The 16,029-nt window shown below is 65.1% G+C and carries 12 protein-coding genes; 7 read left to right on the top strand and 5 right to left on the bottom strand.

Annotated features, from left to right (window positions below; genetic code table 11):
• Positions 1 to 88: 88 nt before the first annotated feature.
• From LK542_RS09415 to LK542_RS09430, 4 genes are read right to left on the bottom strand one after another with little or no spacing between them, the layout of a single operon-like run.
• On the bottom strand, positions 89 to 706 hold the full coding sequence (locus LK542_RS09415) for a DTW domain-containing protein (RefSeq protein ID WP_227811704.1): 618 nt from the start codon (positions 704 to 706) through the stop codon (positions 89 to 91).
• Positions 703 to 2,076, bottom strand: coding sequence for an efflux transporter outer membrane subunit (locus tag LK542_RS09420; protein WP_227811705.1), 1,374 nt, complete (start codon positions 2,074 to 2,076; stop codon positions 703 to 705). Before LK542_RS09420 ends, LK542_RS09415 begins: the two co-directional genes overlap by 4 nt.
• Entirely contained in the window at positions 2,073 to 3,158 is a 1,086-nt protein-coding gene (locus LK542_RS09425) for an HlyD family secretion protein (RefSeq protein WP_227798974.1), read from the bottom strand. The genes LK542_RS09420 and LK542_RS09425 overlap by 4 nt, the downstream gene beginning before the upstream one ends.
• 1 nt (position 3,159) lies before the next feature.
• A complete protein-coding gene (locus LK542_RS09430; RefSeq protein ID WP_227811706.1) occupies positions 3,160 to 4,830 on the bottom strand; it encodes an MFS transporter in 1,671 nt (556 codons plus the stop codon).
• A gap of 247 nt (positions 4,831 to 5,077) precedes the next feature.
• On the opposite strand from LK542_RS09430, the gene LK542_RS09435 reads away from it, so the two are divergent.
• The 7 genes from LK542_RS09435 to LK542_RS09460 all read left to right on the top strand — a co-directional run bounded on the left by LK542_RS09435 (position 5,078) and on the right by LK542_RS09460 (position 13,996).
• The gene (locus LK542_RS09435) at positions 5,078 to 6,337 is read left to right on the top strand and encodes a dienelactone hydrolase family protein (RefSeq protein WP_227811707.1); all 1,260 of its coding nucleotides are present in this window, start codon (positions 5,078 to 5,080) and stop codon (positions 6,335 to 6,337) included.
• 154 nt (positions 6,338 to 6,491) lie between these two features.
• Complete coding sequence (locus LK542_RS09440; RefSeq protein ID WP_227811708.1) at positions 6,492 to 7,676, top strand: triacylglycerol lipase; 1,185 nt, start codon at positions 6,492 to 6,494, stop codon at positions 7,674 to 7,676.
• 78 nt (positions 7,677 to 7,754) lie between these two features.
• Positions 7,755 to 8,537: a type VI secretion system Vgr family protein gene (locus LK542_RS24885; protein WP_307728956.1), complete on the top strand. Its 783-nt coding sequence runs from the start codon at positions 7,755 to 7,757 to the stop codon at positions 8,535 to 8,537.
• Entirely contained in the window at positions 8,512 to 10,527 is a 2,016-nt protein-coding gene (locus LK542_RS09445) for a type VI secretion system tip protein VgrG (protein ID WP_307728957.1), read from the top strand. Before LK542_RS24885 ends, LK542_RS09445 begins: the two co-directional genes overlap by 26 nt.
• Before the next feature lies 1 nt (position 10,528).
• Positions 10,529 to 11,362, top strand: a complete 834-nt coding sequence (locus tag LK542_RS09450; RefSeq protein WP_227811709.1) for a DUF4123 domain-containing protein — start codon at positions 10,529 to 10,531, stop codon at positions 11,360 to 11,362.
• A complete protein-coding gene (locus LK542_RS09455) occupies positions 11,346 to 12,095 on the top strand; it encodes a DUF3304 domain-containing protein (RefSeq protein WP_227811710.1) in 750 nt (249 codons plus the stop codon). Before LK542_RS09450 ends, LK542_RS09455 begins: the two co-directional genes overlap by 17 nt.
• On the top strand, positions 12,092 to 13,996 hold the full coding sequence (locus LK542_RS09460; protein WP_227811711.1) for a DUF2235 domain-containing protein: 1,905 nt from the start codon (positions 12,092 to 12,094) through the stop codon (positions 13,994 to 13,996). Before LK542_RS09455 ends, LK542_RS09460 begins: the two co-directional genes overlap by 4 nt.
• An 89-nt stretch (positions 13,997 to 14,085) precedes the next feature.
• On the opposite strand, the gene LK542_RS09465 is transcribed toward LK542_RS09460, so the two are convergent.
• Positions 14,086 to 15,993 carry a PAS domain-containing sensor histidine kinase gene (locus tag LK542_RS09465; protein ID WP_227811712.1) on the bottom strand — a complete coding sequence of 636 codons (1,908 nt, stop codon included), beginning with the start codon at positions 15,991 to 15,993 and terminating at the stop codon, positions 14,086 to 14,088.
• Positions 15,994 to 16,029: the final 36 nt, after the last annotated feature.

The raw sequence follows: 16,029 nt of genomic DNA on the forward strand, positions 1-16,029 counted from the left end.
CTCGTCCACGGACTGGCGCTGTTCGGGGTTATTGCGATCGGGCACGGCGGCTCCATACTGTACATTTATACAGTATGGTACGCCTTGCTCAGTTTGAATTCAAGTGCGGCACGAAAGCGGCCTGTTGCCCGATAAAGCCGTCGAAGGCATCCAGCAGCGGCTGAAACGATGTTCCCTCGCCTTCCAGCTGGGCCAGCGCCAGGGCCGCCGCCTCCAGCGAGGACAGCTGGTGCGGGGCATGTGCCTTGCGAATCCGATAATTCGAAGGAGCGACCTCGCGCAGGGCCAGCCGCGGCAGCGTCTGCAGGGCCGGGTTCAGGTACAGCATCTTGCGGCTCTTGCGCCAGGTGGCATCCAGTACCACCAGGCGCAGCCTGCCGGCGTCCTGCGGCACGAAGTGCGGCGGTACCGGGAGGCTGGCGTCGCCATCGGTGTCCGGATACAGCAGCACCGGCGCCCGCCCATTCGCATGCAGCAGCGCGTCGAGTGCAGGCGCATCGAAGGTCTCTCCTACCGCCAGCACGCTGCCCGGCACGCTCAGGTGCAGCAGCCGCGCGCTGTTCTTGGCATTGCTCACCTCCAGCGGATGCTGCAGCACCAGGAGCGCCGCACGTGGCTCCACCCGCGTGATCCACTGGCAGATGCAGGCCGACTGCGCACGCAGGCAGGTCGCACAGCGCGCGCGCTTTACGGCTGGCTCGTTCACGGCCTTGGCGTCCAGCCGCCGCCCAGCGCGCGGTACAGGTCGACGTGGGCCGCCAGCAGGCTGGCGCGCAGCTGCAGCACGGTGTTCTCGGCGCTGAAGGCATTGCGCTGGGCATCCAGCTCTTCCAGGTAGGAGGCGTAGCCGTTTGCATACCGGTTGTGCGCCACGCGCAGCACCTCGTTGGCGGCGGTGCGGCGCGCTTCCGCTTCCGCCAGCTGGCGCCGCAGGCCGTCGATCCCGGCCAGCGCGTTCTCGGTCTCGGCAAACGCGCCGCGCACCACGTTCTCGTAGGTGAATACGGCGCGGTCGCGCACGGTGCCTGCGATCTCGGCCTGGGCGCGCAGGCGGCCGGCATCGAACAGGGGCGCCAGGATGCTGCCCCCTAAGCTCCACAGCTCGGTGGGTGACTGCAACAGATTACCCAGGCTGTGGCCTTGCGCGCCGAGCGAGGCCGTGAGACGGATCGACGGCAGCAGCTGGTCACGTGCCGCGGCCAGGCTGGCGTCGGCGGCCGCCACCGCGCGCTCGGCCTGGGCGATGTCGGGACGGCGCCGCAGCAATTCCGAGGGCAGGCCGGGACCGGGCGTCGGCATGCGCAGGTCCAGCAGCGGCAGTCCGCGCGCCACCGCGCCGGGGCTGCTGCCCAGCAGGAGGTTCAGCGCCTGTTCCTGCTGCGCGATCGCGCGCTCCAGCTGCGGCACCACGCCGGCGGTGGCGCGCAGCTCGGCCTCGGCCTGCGACATCTCCAGGCGCGAGCTGTAGCCGACTTCGAACTGGTGGCGCGCCAGCGCGAAGGAACGCTCGCGCGACGCCAGGGTCTCGCGCGCCAGCGTCAGCTGGGCGTCCAGTCCGAGCAGGTTCAGGTAGCCGGAAGCCGTGTTGGCCGCCACCGCCAGCGCGGCCGCGTCCAGCGCGGCTTCCTGCGACAGCGCTTCGAAGCGCGCAGCCGCCGTGGTGCTGGCCAGGCGGCCGAACAGGTCGAGTTCATAGGCCGCCTGCACGGCGCCGGTCACCGAAGTCACTTCCACCGGCTGGCCCAGCGGGCCGATGGCACGCGCGCGGGACGGACCGATGGACAGGTTCAGGGACGGGACTTCGGCGCTGCTCGCAACGCGCACGCGCGCCTGGTACTCCTGCAGGCGCGAACGGGCAATGCGCAAATCGCCGTTGGCGTCCAGCGCGCGCCGTACCAGCGCGTCCAGCTGGGGGTCGCCGAAGGCCTTCCACCAGTCGCGCGCCACAGCGGTGTTGGCGGCGGGCGCGCTGCGCCAGGCGGCGGGCACCTGCAGGGTCGGCGCGGGCGCCGGCTGCGGCGCCATGCTGCACGCGGCCAGCAGCAGCGGCGCGGCCAAACAGACCAGCTTCCTCATCGCGTTTCCTTCTGTGCGGAAGCCGTGTCAATCGTCGCCACCACCGACATGCCGGGCCGCAGGCGCTGGGCCAGCGGCTGGTTCGGGTCGATGCTGATCCGCACCGGGATGCGCTGCGCGATCTTGACGAAGTTGCCGGTCGCATTGTCCGGCGTGATCACCGAGAACTCCGAACCGGTCGCCGGCGAGATCCGCTCCACGTGGCCGCGCAGGGTGGCGTTGTTCAGCGCATCGACCGTGAAGCTCACCGGCTGGCCCAGGCGCACGTCGGCCATCTGCGTTTCCTTCATGTTGGCGATGATCCAGAAGGTATTCGGCACCAGGGCCGTGAGCTGGGCGCCGGCATTCACGAACGCGCCCTGGCGCACCGTCACCTGCCCCAGCTGGCCGTCGCGCGGCGCGTGGATGCGGGTGTTCGACAGGTCGATCTCGGCCAGGCGCACCTGCGCCTCGGCGTTCGCCACCGCCGCTTCCAGAGAGGCGCGGCTGACGCCCACCGAACGCAGGTTCTGGCGCGCGATCTCCAGCGCCGCCCTGGCCTGCTCGCGGCCGGCCACCGCCTGGGCGCGGGTAGCGCGCGCGGCGTCGCGTTCACGGGCCGACAGCGAACCGTCGGCCGCCAGCTCTTCCACCCGGCGCAGGTCGGCCTCGGCGCGCCGCGCCTGCGCTTCGGCGGACCCCAGGGTTGCCTGGTTCTGCTCGATGGTCGCCTGGGCGCTGCGGTTGGTCTGGGCGTAGTTCTCGAGTGCGGCGCGGCGCGTGGCCAGTTCGGCGCGCGCCTGCTCCAGGCGCTGGGAGGGAATGCGGTCGTCGATGCGCATCAGGAGCTCTCCCTTGCGCACTTGCTGGAAGTCCTGCACCAGCACCTCGACCACGTAGCCGGAGAGTTGAGGACTGATGATGGTCACCTGTCCCCGGACCAGTGCGTTCTCGGTCGCCTGCAGCGTGGTCTGGAACGGCGGCAGCTTCCAGGCGTAGAGCACCAGCAGCACGCCGCCCAGGGCGACGGCGCCGAAGGCGAGTGCGCTCAGCAGGATGCGGCGCGAGCGTTTGTTGGCAGGTGGGCTGGATGGTTCGGGCATGTCAATCGGTCACTGGTTCGGGTGGTGGAGGCGCCCCGGGCGGCGGCGACGCCGGTACCGGGGTCAAGGCGGGGAAATAATGCAGCCACACGGCGTGCAGGAAGATCCACAGGGCGCTGGCGGCGGCTAGTACGGACAGCACGAGGAAGACGTCGTTATAGGCCAGGATATTGGCTTCACGCGTGGCGCTGGCGGCCAGCGAGGCTGCGCCCTGGCGCGCGCGCGCCGCCGGATCGGCCACCATCTGGCCCACGGCAGCGGCGCCAGCCTGAATGCGGCTCGCCACCAGTGGATCGAGGCTGCTCAGGTGTTCGACGATGATCGAGGAGTGGTATTTCTCGCGCAGGATCTGGAAGCTGCCGACGATGGCCGAACCGAGCAGGCCGCCCAAGTTCTGGGTCAGGCCGAACAGCACCGAGAAGCTGATCAGGTTGGCCGGGTTGGCGATCACGGTGCCGATCAGCGAGATCACCAGGGGTCCCAGGAACAGCGTGCCGCCAAAGGCCAGCAGGCTCTGGCTCAGGTACATCTGCTCGGGGCGGGTCTGGTTGGTGGCGTGGGCGTCGATCCAGGCGCCGAGCGCCATCAGCAGCAGCGAAATCACCTGCGGCGCCATCAGGTGGTTGACGTTGATGGTGAGCGCCGAGACGACCACGCCGGCGATGGTGGCGCACAGCACGATGGCGTACAGGGTCTGCAGCTGGTCGTTGTCGAGTCCAACCAGGCGCAGGAAGCCGACCGCGCCGACGCTCTGCTCGGACAGCACGATGCGCACCAGGATCATGGACAGGGCCAGGCGCACGATATTGCCACTTGTGAACCAGCGCAGGTTGAGCAGCGGATTCGCGCGGTTGTGCTCCACGCACAGGGCCGCCGCCAGCAGGAAGACCGAGGCGGCCAGGGCAATGCCGATCCAGGGTTCCTCGAACCACCAGCGCACCCGGCCGAAGCTCACCGCCGCGCACAGCAGCGCCATGCCCGGCGCGAACAGGGCGAAGGTGACGAAGTCCATCGGCCGGAAGGCCTTGAAATAGTCCCCCGGCGGCAGCTTGAGCAGCAGCACCGCGCCCAGCGAGACCAGGGCCAGGCCCAGCTCGAACATGTACAGCCCGCGCCACTCGGCGATCTGCAGCAAATCGTTGGAAAAGATGTATGCCAGCGGCAGCGCCAGCTGGGCGCAGCCCATCGCCAGCGCCACCCCGCGCAGGCGCCACTCCTTTTTAAAAGCCTGCAGCACGTAATAGAGTCCGAGCGGCGACACCGCCGCCGCCAGCATGCCGTGGGCGGCGCGCACCGCGATGGCTGAACCGAGGTCGTTGACGAACAGGTGGGCGAAGGTGACCAGCGCGTACAGCACCAGGAAGATCTCGGTAAACAGGCGCAGCCCGAACTGCTGGCGGAATTTCACCAGCAGCAGGTTCATCGAGGCGTTGGTCATCACGTAGACGGCCGGCAGCCATGCCGTTTCGGTGGAATAGGCGCCGAGCACGCCCTGGAGGTTGATCAGGTTGACGGACACCAGGGCGTTGCCGAGGCCGCCGGTGATGGTGATCAGGATGCCGACGAAGAGGTAGGCGAAACGGAGCGGCGTCGGATGGGCCGGCGTGGAGGGAGAGCCCGGAAGCATCGGCTTTTCGTCCGGCGCCCACTGACGCGGCGCAAACTTGCTCATCCGACCATTCCTTCTCTTCCGTTGCCAGCTTCGCATGATAACCGTGATCGAAAAACCACGTCGGATGCCATGAGAGACACTGCTACGAAACAATTGCGTGGCCACTTTGTCACGCCACGAAAATTTACTACTGGAATTGCCTAAACGAGTATTGCTCTGCGTTTTCTACGTACCTAGAATCAACTTATGCCTCGCGGAAAGTTGTTCCGCATCCGCTTCACCCGGTACGTAGTGAGACAGAGTCAACATGGTTCCACGCTTCACGCTCCGCAACCTGTTCGCCGCCGCCCTCGCGGCCGCCGCCATGATCCCCGGGATCGCCGTGCAGCAGGAGTTGCAACTTGATCATCGTATGAACGAACACATCGAGCAGGTTCCGGCCGGCGCGCAGGGCCGCGCCATGCTCGAGACGACCGTGTTCCAGCCGAACGGCCCGGGGCCCTTCCCGCTGATCATCATCAACCACGGCAAGGATCCGGGCCGTCCGAACCTGCAGCCGCGCGACCGCTTCTATCACATGGCGACCGCCTTCGTGAAACGCGGCTACGCCGTCATGGTGCCGATGCGCCAGGGCTTCGCCAACTCGACCGGGCGCTACCGCGACTACGGCTGCAACATGACCGCCAACGGCTATGCCCAGGCGGAAGACATCGCCGCCACCCTGGCTTATGCGCGCCAGCAGAAATGGGTCGACGCCGAGCGCATCGTCGTCGCCGGCCAGTCCTACGGCGGCCTGGCGACCATCGCTCTCGGCACCCAGCAGCAGCCGGGCGTGCGCGGCCTGATCAACTTCGCCGGCGGCCTGCGCGACGACAGCGACCGCTGCGCCTGGCGCTCGGCGCTGGTGTCGGCCTTCGCCGAATACGGCACCAAGGCCAAGGTCCCGACCCTGTGGATGTACGGCCAGAACGACTCGCTGTTCGGCCCCGAACTGGCGCAGCGCATGCACACCGCCTTCGAGCAGGCCGGCGGCCGCGGCCGCCTGATCGAATTCCCGGCCTTCAAGCGCGACTCGCACGGCATGCTGGCCAGCCGCGACGGCGAAAAGGTGTGGCTGGACGACACCATGCGCTTCCTGTCCCAGATCGGCATGCCGACCAAGGTCCTGTACGACGTGCCGCCGCCGCCGACCCCGGCGCGCACCGACTACGCCAAGGTGGACGATGTCGAGGCCGTACCCTTCCTGTCGGAAAACGGCCGCCGCGCCTACCAGGAATACCTGGGCAAGATGACCCCGCGCGCGTTTGCCGTGTCGCCGAGCGGCGCCTGGACCTGGGCCGAGGAAGGCGAAGACCCGGACGGCCGCGCCCTGGCCACCTGCACCGCCAAGAGCACCGAGCCGTGCCGCCTGTATTCGGTGGACGACTATGTGGTCTGGACGGGCGACCTCGACCAGGCGGCGGAAGCGGCCATGACGGCGTCGAACACGCCGGCGCCGAAGCCGGCTGCGGACCCGAACGCCTCCGCGCCGACCACCTCGATCGGCTCCAACAAAGCCGCCAACTGACACGATGGCCGGCCGCGCCGGCCATCGTGCTGTCAAGCGTCCCGCGCACTATTTCCGTGCGTGAAGCCTGACAAGCATCCAAGCTGCGACCCAGCGCAAACTACAGCTCGCCTGCAACTCCGACAATGACCGTGAGCCCATCACGGAGATTTGCATGGTTCGCATCATCCACGCCCTGCTCGCGCTGGCCGCGCTGTGCACCAGCGTGCCGGCGCTTGCTACCAACAACTACCCGGTGATCCTGGTCCACGGCTTCCTCGGCTTCGGTCCCGACACCTTTGAACATAGCGGCTTCAACTACTGGGGCGGCTATGGCGACATCGCCTCGCACATGCAGGTCTACCGCGGCCCACGCACGGTGTTCGCGGCCGTGGTCGGCCCGGTCAGTTCCAACTGGGACCGCGCGGCCGACCTGTACGCCCAGATCAAGGGCGGCTGCGTCGACTACGGCGCCGCCCACGTGCGCAAATACGGCCTGCCCGGCCAGCAGCAGAAACCCGCCGGCAAGTGCTGGGCCGCCGACCCGAAAAATAATCCCGAGAACTACCCGCTGGCGCTCTACCCCGCCTGGGACGCCCGGCACCCGATCCACTTCATCGGCCACAGCCAGGGCGGCACCACCATCCGCGCCCTGGTCGAACTGCTGGAACACGGCTCGCCCGAGGATGAAGGCGGCCACGAACTGTTCAAGGGCGGCAAGGCAGGCTGGGTGCGCAGCGTGACCACGATCTCGACCCCGCACAACGGCACCACCTTCGCCGATGCCGTGCTGAACGTGGTTCCGCCGCTGCAGACGCCCCTCGGCGACCTGCTCAAGAACCGCTGGGCCAACTGGGAGCTGTCACCGGACGGCGCACGCGAATTCAACGCCTGGGCGCGCACCTCGCCGCACATCTATTACTACGCGATCGGGACGGTGGCAACCGAGGCCGGCGCCTGGTGCTGCAACGGCACCGACCGCGTCGTGGCGCCGATCCAGACCACCCTTTACCAGTACCCGCGCACCGACATGATCCCCGGCTTCAAGGCCACGGCCGGCGAATGGATCGTGCCCTCGGTGCTGCAGCACGGGCTGGGAGGCTATACGCAGCAGGGGGCGGGTCGGGTCTGGATCGACAGCGACTGGTTTGCCAATGACGGAGTGGTGAATACGGTGAGCATGCGGGCGCCCGGCGGGCATCCGGTGCGGGAGTTCGACGGCAAGTCGGTGAAGGGGGTGTGGAACTTCTTGGGGAATTACAAGGGGTATGACCACTTCGATATCCTGAACTGGCCGAATCCGGGACCATCGGCGAATCCGGTGTATGAGCGGGTCAGTGACATTATCTTTGACCTATAAAATGACGTAACGCAATAGTCGCCTGTCAACCCGCACGTATCGTGGCTGACGTTTCATTCAAAAAATGGAGCACTCGCCATGAGCACCGAATTGGGAGAACAGATCGCAGAAACGCTCGCGGAATTTTCGAGCGAGACCAGACTAATCGGGTTGACGATTGGCGACGAAACGACTTCAACACTGCTGGTCGAGGCCTATAGCGCCGAAGACGCGCTGCTCGACACCCCCGTGTGCGACGTCATCGCACTGTCCACGAGCGCGTACCTGGAAACCGAACCGCTGCTGGGTCAACCGGCATCGCTGGAGATTACGCTCGTCGACGGCGCCCAGGAAAGGATTAGCGGGGAGATCCGGGCTGTATCCGTTCTTGGCAGTGATGGCGGACTGGCGCGCTACCGTGTTCGGATATCGCCATGGATATGGCGATTGGAGCATGTACGTAACAGCCGGGTCTGGCAGGACAAGACAGTTGTAGAGATCGTCGACGCGGTTTTCGCATCATACATGCCTTCCGCGCGCTGGCGCTGGAGCGTAGATACTGCATCGCACCTCACTACCGTGCCGCCGCGCAGCTATTGTTGCCAATACCGCGAACCGGATCTGGATTTCGTGCGGCGCATTCTTGCCGAAGAAGGCCTCGGCTGGCGAATCGAGCAGCTTGAAGACGGTCCTTGCCTGGTGCTATTCGCCGATAGCACCAGCCTCGATGCCATGCCGGACGACCGCAGTTGCAAAGGTGGCGCAGGCGTCCGCTATCACGGCGCAAGCTCGGTGGAGTACCACGATACCGTGCAAACGCTGGTCGAACACCGACGCCTGCACGCCTCTGACGACCTTGCAAAGTGCCGACTACAGGGCTAAACGGGTTGTGGGCGCGGTCTCGCCGTCGGTGACGCAAGCTCCCCAGCTGCCGGAACTCGAATCGTACGATGCACCGGGGCAGTATGCCTTCACCGATACCGCAATGGCGCAACGCCATGCCGATCTGCAGATGCAAGGCGCCGAAACACGCGGCCAGTTGTGGCAAGGGCGCTCCACCATCCGCACCTTACGCGCGGGAACACGGCTGACCATCACTGACGTTCCGCTACAGCGGCTTGGCGACGCGGCCGGGTTCACTGTCCTGCACGTCACCAGTATCGGCGTGAACAATTTGCCGCCGCCGGCGCAACTTGCTTTGGCCGAGCTGTTCGGCCCCCTTCCAGAGTTGCTGGAACAGACGGGCCGTGCCGGGCCGCACGACTTGGCCCAGGTCATCGAACAGGCCCGGCAGACCGGTTATGCCAACTGCTTCGACGCGATCCCGGCAGCGCTCCCATGGCGGCCACATGCGATCCCCGGAGACGACCGCATCAAGGCGAGACCGACGGCGCACGGCGCGCAAACCGCTATCGTCATCGGCGCCAACGGGAACGACTGTCCGGATGGCGTCGAAACAACCTACTGCGACCGCATGGGCCGCATTCGCGTCCGTTTTCATTGGCAAGACCAGGGGAATGCGAGCTGCTGGGTCCGGGTAGCACAGCGACTGGCCGGCAGCGGCATGGGCAGCCAATTCCTTCCTAGGATCGGGCAGGAAGTGCTGGTGCAATTCCTCGAGAATGACATCGACAGGCCGGTTGTCGTCGGTGCACTGTACAACGGCCGGGGAGAAGGCGGTAGCGCGCCCTCGCCTGGTGGCCGGCGGGATGCGGCGAGCGACCATGAATGCTTTGGACGGGCCTATGACCATGCGTGCTCGGCCCAATCCAATCTCGTCGGTGGCAATAGCCCGGCCTGGCATGGTGCGTCGAGCGACCACGGCGGTCATCGCAACGCCTCGGCCCAGTGGGGCGTACGTACAGTCGGGCTTGGCGGTATCGGCCACAACCAGCTGCTGTTCGACGACAGCGACGGACAAGACCGGGCGCAACTCGGAAGCACCCAGGCGGCGACCGAGCTGAACCTGGGACATCTGCTCCATGCCGCCGACAACCATCGCGGCAGTGTGCGGGGATACGGCGCCGAACTGCGTTCCGACGCGTACGGCGCGGCGCGCGGCGCAGCAGGCTTGCTGATATCGAGCTGGCAGCTGACACACGGCCCACGCTCGCGCGATGCCGCCGGCGAAAACGCGGCCGGCGCCAACCTGGTTCGACAGGCAGCGGCCGCCGCTGACAGCATGCACCTCGCAGCGACTACCCATCAGACACCAGGATTGGCAAGCCATGCCGGCACCGTCAAGACCAACGCCAGCCTTCTGGACGACGCGAATGCGCCACTCAGGGCGATGGCAAGCGTCCTCTCGCGACCTGAGCCGGAAAACGGTATTGCCCATCCCCTCAACGCGATCTCTGCCAAAGACGTTCTCGCGGCTAGCGCCGGGCAATGCCTGCAACTGGCCAACGGCGAAGCCACCACCCTGGTGAGCGCGCAGGACACGCAACTGGCCGGCGGGGACGCCTTCCGAATTCATACCGGGCAGTCCATTGGCGCGCTTGCGGGCGCGGTGCATGCCAAGATCGGATTGCAACTGATGGCCGCCAAAGGCGAGACCGATCTGCAGGCCCAAGCGGATGCGCTCGTCGTACAAGCACGCGAGAACGTGGAATTCGTCAGCGTTAGCGAACACATCGACTGGGCTGCGGCGCAGAAGATCGTCTTGTCGACTGCCGGCGGCGCCAGCCTGACAATCGATGGCGGAAACATCAAGGTGCAATGCCCCGGCAAGCTCACCATCCACGCGAACAAGAAGAGCCTGACCGACCCGCAGCAGCTGGGCTACCCGATGCCGCCGCTTCCAAGGAGCGTTTGCGTGGAGTGTTTAAAACGCGCCCTTGCCGCTGGCGCCGCCTTTTCCATGGTGGAGTGACATGCTGACCGATTCGTTTGTCGACGACTGGTTCGATATGCTAATGCAGCGCTTTTGGGAGCGCCCCGCGGCCCATGAGCTGCATGTGCTGATCGACGGCGCCTTTGTCCCTGGTCTGCACCGCCGCATCCCCGCAGGCGGCAAGGCGCTCCTGTTCGAGGGCTTGCCTGGGAGGGGTCCGGACACGCTGGATGTGTCCGCTTTCGTCCTGCCTTTCGATCCTGATGACCGTGCGCTCAGGAGGGTACTGGGCGCATGCCAGGGCTGGCCCATGGTGAGTGTGATCGAAACGCCGGAACCATGGCAGGACCTGGCGGCGAGAATGGCGGCATGGTGCATCGTCGAAGCCGACGGCCAGCGTTTCAATTTCCGTTTCGCGGACACCCGCCGCGTTCCCGCCGTCGTGAAAACACTCGATCCTGCGCAACGTGGTCAATTCGTCGGTCCTGCCGTGAGCTGGAGCCACATTGGCCGCGACGGCTGCTGGTGGACGCTCGCGCTCGACGGCGCGGGCGACGCCCCTGCCACCGATCCGACGCTCGACGAAGCGCAATTCGCGGCGCTGGTGGAAGACAGCCGCGCCGACGAGGTGCTCGCCCAACTGGCCGCCCATCCCGATCGCGGGAAGTATCTTGCATCGGAAGCCCATGCACTGATTTCGTCGGCGCTGGCTCCGGCTCTGGGGGCTGGCGTGGACGGCCCCGACCTCGTCGACTGGTGTGGATGGCTTCTGAGGCACGGCGGACGTGACGAGGCGCCGGCTGTCGCACGATTATTCACAGCGTGGCAGGCACACGCGCTCTCGATGGAGGCAACTGATGCTGCAGAAATATAAGGTCCTGCTCAGCGTTCTGGCAGTGCTGGGCATGCTCGGCCTGGTCGCCCTGTGGCAGTACCGTGGCTCGCATGCGAGTGTGAGTCTGCACGGCGTGAACTACAGCGACCGCGAATTCAGCTATTTCATTGCGGATCCGGAGAATCCTGAGAAAGCCACCGGCGGCGAACACATCGCACCGTTCGCCGCCGGTGGCACGACCTGCTGTGCCGTGCTGCCGTTGAAGTGGAAACCCGGAGCCAAGATCCGTCTCTCGACAACTCACTGGTTAAAAAAGCTACCCGATGGAACCTTACCTGAGGTGGTGCAAGAACATGAAGTCGAGGTGCCAGAATATGCCGAGGCAGGCGAGCTGTGGGTCATCAGGGATGAGGATGGAAAAGTTAACGTCGTTTCCAGTAATTTGCAGCCGGATCATCCAAACTGGCCGGGCAAGATAAAGGGCTGGCCCGTTCCCTCCATCGAGTATCAGCGTGAACGCTGGGAACTTTATAGAAAGGACCGGCAAGGTTATGTAGAACTTTATACATCCATGTTGAAGGAACTTGAATCACATCCGCAAGATAGAGCAAAGTCAGCGTGGAATCATGCAAAGGAACGAAATCCGGCGGAGCTACAGCAATTTACTGGACCGGATGACCCTCGCTTCCTCCAAAAACTTCAAAAAGAATATTCTGATGGATTAGCGTGGAGCAGTGCCCGCCTGACCGAAATATTGGAGGCCAAGCCATGACTGCCCATCTATCTGCATTAATTGGCAATGAATTCCCAAACGTAGTTTCTAAAGACGAGTTTTTTGACCGAGAAGACCTAAATGTGTTGGGCGCCTTCGAGAGACGCGAACTTGCACCGATTTGCTCACCGCGATCATCCTGCGACACCAATCTATTCTTCGGCTTCTTCTTTGACGGTACAGGAAACAACTACATCGCCGCCGAAAAAGCGAAAGACCACTCGAACATCGCGCGACTGTACGACTGCTTTCCGGGAATGAGCGTCCCCGGCGTGCTTCCAAAATCAGCTGAGTGGACAAACAAGCCGGCAGAACACAAACATTTCTTCAGGGTCTACATACCCGGCGTCGGCACGGAATTCCCCCAGGTTAAGGACCACGGAGCCGGAACCGACAGGCTCCTGGGTAATGGCACCGGCTGCTGGGGTGAGCGGCGCATCGTCTGGGCGCTCGCCCAAGCCATCAACAATGTTCATCGCTTCTTTCTCGGTTCGGCACTCATTACGCCGTCCGAGTTAGACAATCTATTCGGAACCCTGTCGCTTACGAAGAGCACCCGCTGCGTTGTCGACGGAAGATATGGCCCCGACGCCGACATCACCGACTCTGCTGCCGGCACACGAACGAAATACGTTCTGAGCAGGATGCTGGCCCGCCTGCACCAGGCGGTCGCGCAGCATTGGATTGACAAGCGTACCGGCAAGCCGGCAAAGAAGGATCCCGGCGTCGTCAAGACGATCTACATCTCCATCTTCGGCTTCTCCCGTGGCGCGACTCAGGCCCGGGCCTTCGCGAACTGGCTGCAAACGCTATGTCGGCTAGACGCGCAACTCTGCGGCGCAAAGCGCATGTCGCTCGGCGGCTTTCCAGTGGAATTCGATTTCCTCGGGATCTTCGATACGGTCGCTTCCGTGGGCATCGGCAACGGGGTGGCCGCCATGAATGGCCACGGCGCCTGGGCTGATGCAGAGGAGAGCCTCCGTATTCCCCCCGGAATGAAATGCCTCCATTTGGTCGCCGCGCACGAACTCCGACGCAGCTTTCCCCTGGATTCGATTTCGGTGAACGGAGCCGTTCCCGGCGGCTGCAAAGAAGTCGTGGTGCCCGGCGTACACTCCGACATTGGGGGCGGCTATTGCCCGCGTGAGCAGGGACGGGGCACTGATCCGGATGGCAGCGACATGCTGTCGCGGATTCCTCTGATTATGATGTACAAGGAAGCTAGGCTGAGCGGGGTGCCGCTGAAGCTCGAACTGGCGACGGAAGCCACCAAGGCGAAATTCCGGGTCAGCAGGGATACGATCCAAGCCTTCAATGCCTACCTCGACACCTGCAAGGAAAAGCATGGTCCCCTACACCGGATCGTCCGCGAGCAAATGCGCAAACAGATCGAATGGCGCGTCCACATCAGGGCCGCTGGCAGAGCGCAGCTGTATAAGAGCCGCAGCTTTCTCCGTGCATCACCGTTTCACCAGAACGAGTTGCACAGCGCGGCACTGGACTTCGATGACGAGGTCGCGGCATTCATGGCGTGGATGCGATCCATGGGTTCCCACTTCAAGCCTTCGAGCCAGCCTCAAGGCTTTGGCAACCTGCACCACGCAGAATGGGAAGAAATCGCCACGTTCTGGCAAGCGTTGCAAGAACCGTGTGCAGCGACCGTCGACCTGTTCGACAACTACGTCCATGACTCGCGCGCCTCGTTCAGGCTGAGCGGACCGCTGAACGAAAACGAGATGCACGACTACCTGCGCCAGTGTGTACGCAGGCGCGAGCAGACGATGGCTGCGACCGCTCGCACGGGCGAATACAGGCCGATGCTGACGCCGGACGAGGACCGCGCCGCCGAGGAATACAACAGGACGAAGAAGATTCCCCGCTTGCGCATCGGTGGACGGTAACCATGGGACCGGTCCTACGGCGTCGCCTCGAAAGGCGGCTACCTACGCTACCGGAAGATCTACTCGGGAAGCGACACGTCACTAATTTCCTAGTGCACGCTGCGCAGCCCCCGCGCCAGATCCGACAAGCGATACGGCTTGCTCACGAACGTGAAATCCCCCAGCCGGTACTGGTCCAGCTTGAGCGCCGGCTGCGGATACCCCGAGGCCAGCATCACCTTGATGTTCGGGTAGTTCTCGCGCGTATACTCGGCCAGCTCGATGCCGTTCACGCCGTTCGGCATGACGATGTCGGTGAACAGGATGTCCACGTCGCGGCTGGCCAGCACGTTCATGGCTTCGAGACCGGTGGCCGCGGTGGTGACTTCGTAGCCCATGCTCATGAACAGGGCCGACGCCACGTCCAGCAGGTCCGGTTCGTCCTCGACGATCAGGACCGTCTCCGAGTCGCCGTGCGCGGCTTCGCGGTCCTGGCTGCTCACCATCGGCAGGTAGATCGTGATCGAGGTCCCCTCCCCCAGCGTGCTCTGGATGACCACCTCGCCGCCCGACTGCTTGATGAAGCCGTACACCTGCGACAGGCCCAGGCCCGTGCCCTTGCCAGTTTCCTTGGTCGTGTAGAAGGGTTCGAAAGCGCGCTGCACGGTTTCCGGCGACATGCCGGTGCCGGTGTCGGTCACGGAGACGCACACATAGGGCCCGGGCGCCAGGCCGGGCACCTCGCCTTCGCGCAGCGTGACCGGCGCCGTGTCCAGGCTCAGTTTGCCGCCCTCGGGCATGGCGTCGCGCGCGTTCACGACCAGGTTCAGCAGGGCCGACTCGAAGCGGGCGCCGTCGACCACTGCGCTGCCGGCCTGCGGGTCGAGGTTGAAGTCGAACTCGATGCCGGTATGGCCGGCGCGCCGCAGCACCGACTCGAAGCCCGAGATCAGGCGGTTGACGCTGCGCGTTTCCGGCTGCAGCGGCTGCTGGCGCGCGAAGGCGAGCAGCTGCTGGGTGAGCGTGGCGCCACGGTCGATCGCGCGCCGCATGCTGTCCAGAGTCTTGGCGTCGCTGCCGCCCTGGCGGCTCATGCTCAGTACCTCGAGGCCGCTGGCCAGCACCGACAGCAGGTTGTTGAAGTCGTGCGCGACGCCGCCGGTGAGCTGGCCGATCGATTCCATCTTCTGCGACTGGAACAGCGCCAGCTGCGCCTGCTCCAGCGCTTCCTCGGTGCGCTTCTTCTCGGTGAGGTCGCGCGTGATCTTGGCAAAACCCAGCAGTTGGCCGGCGTCGTCGTGGACGGCGTCGATGATGACGTGGGCCCAGAAGCGGGTGCCGTCCTTGCGCACGCGCCAGCCCTCGGACTCGTAGCGGCCTTCGCGCGCGGCGGTGCCGAGGGCGCGCTCGGGCATGCCGCCGGCGCGGTCTTCCTCGCTATAGAAGCGCGAGAAGTGGCTGCCCAGGATCTCTTCCAGCGAGTAGCCCTTGATGCGCTCGGCGCCGACATTCCAGTTGGTCACCAGGCCTTCGGGCGAGAGCATGTAGATGGCGTAGTCGGTGACGCCCTGCACCAGCAGCCGGAAGCGCTGCTCGCTCTCGCGCAGCGCATCCTCGGCCAGCTTGCGCTGGGTGACGTCGCGCGTGATCTTGGCATAGCCCAGGTGGTTGCGGTGCTCGTCGTAGATCGGGTCGATCACCACGTGGGCCCAGAAGCGGGTGCCGTCCTTGCGCACGCGCCAGCCCTCGGCCTCGTACTTGCCATGCTCGAGGGCGTGCGCCAGCGCGCGCGCCGGCAGGCCGCTCTCGCGGTCTTCCGGCGTATAGAAGCGCGAGAAATGCTCGCGCAGGATTTCATGCGGCTGGTAGCCCTTGAAGCGCTGCGCGCCGGCATTCCAGCTGGCGATGTGGCCGGACGGATCCAGCATGTAGATGGCATAGTCGCTGATGCCGGCGATGAGGTACTGGAACCGTTGCTCTTCGGTCAGCGGCGGCTTGCTGGGGTGTTGCGTATTCATGAGCCGGGGCACTTCCATGATGGTGCGGCAAATATC

This window comes from Massilia sp. IC2-477 (assembly GCF_020707265.1).
Lineage (GTDB): Bacteria > Pseudomonadota > Gammaproteobacteria > Burkholderiales > Burkholderiaceae_D > Telluria.